This window comes from Bradyrhizobium sp. Crot121 (genome assembly GCF_059512385.1).
The window spans coordinates 1-998 of the sequence record NZ_JCAMOR010000269.1 but is presented as its reverse complement, the minus strand read 5'-3'; the positions used below and the strand labels follow the sequence as shown (position 1 = coordinate 998).

Here is a 998-nt window from a genome sequence, read left to right as displayed (position 1 = left end):
ATCAATTTCACAAAGGCAACACGACTCTTCTTGTTGGCGAATGCTACGGCCGCCGCTCGACGCCGTGCTTGCGCACGCGGCGGCTGACTAGCCTTTACGAACAATTAACTTCTGGTCAGGGTCTTGGCTGTGTGAAAACGCTCAGCACTTGATGCGCCATCGAACAAGTTATTCGTCCAAGAGCCTCTTAGCCCTCCAACTCGCAACGGCACTGAACTTAAAGAACGAGCTGAAGAACGTAATTCTCGTCGCGTTTCGATATTTCGCGTTTTGCACAGCCAGGGTCAAAAGCGCCGTCCGGCGGTCGGCCTACCGTTTCCGCTTTACCTCCGGAAGGTGACAGTTTGAAAGCCGCGGTGGACTTCGGATTTGGGCCAGAAGGCGACGTTTGAAAGCGAAGAAGCGGCAACGGGGCAGCGGCTCAATTTAGCCACTGATGAAGCTCTTTGATGATTTCCCGCAGATCGTCCGCGTACTCCTCTATAACCCGACGCGCCTCCTCCTCCGAGCGCGCCGGCTTGGGCGACATCGCTTCGTCTTTCGAGCTGGCCAGAGGTGAGCGCTTCATACCCTAAAGGTGGATAAGGTCTGAAGCGGACCATTGATCTAGATCAATCAATTGATCTGACCGAAATGGCTGGTCGAGGATGATCTAGAAGCAATTGCTTCACGCCAAGGACGACAAATGCCGTCCCCGGCATCCTGACAGGAGAGAGCGATGAACATAAGTCGCCGTGTTGCACTGAAAGCCGGGCTTCTTGCAGCTTGCTCCGCCCTGAGTCTGTCCCCGCTGCGGGCGGAGGACGGACCGATATTTGACATCGTGGAGGGAGCCGAGGACTTTTGGCTGGCCACGGACGCCTACATCTATGGCTATCCGCTCGTCACAGTGGAGATGACGCGCAGGGTTATTACAAACCGGCCAAAAGTAGAGGGCACACGCGGCCCGATGGGTCAGATCATCAACCTGCGCCAATACCCTAACGCATCTTTTCGTG

The 998-nt window shown here is 55.6% G+C and carries 1 pseudogene; it reads left to right on the top strand.

The features are described from left to right. Window positions 1-718 precede the first annotated feature (718 nt). Window positions 719-998: pseudogene (locus tag AC5ZGW_RS46450) on the top strand (DUF1254 domain-containing protein); the annotation flags it as partial.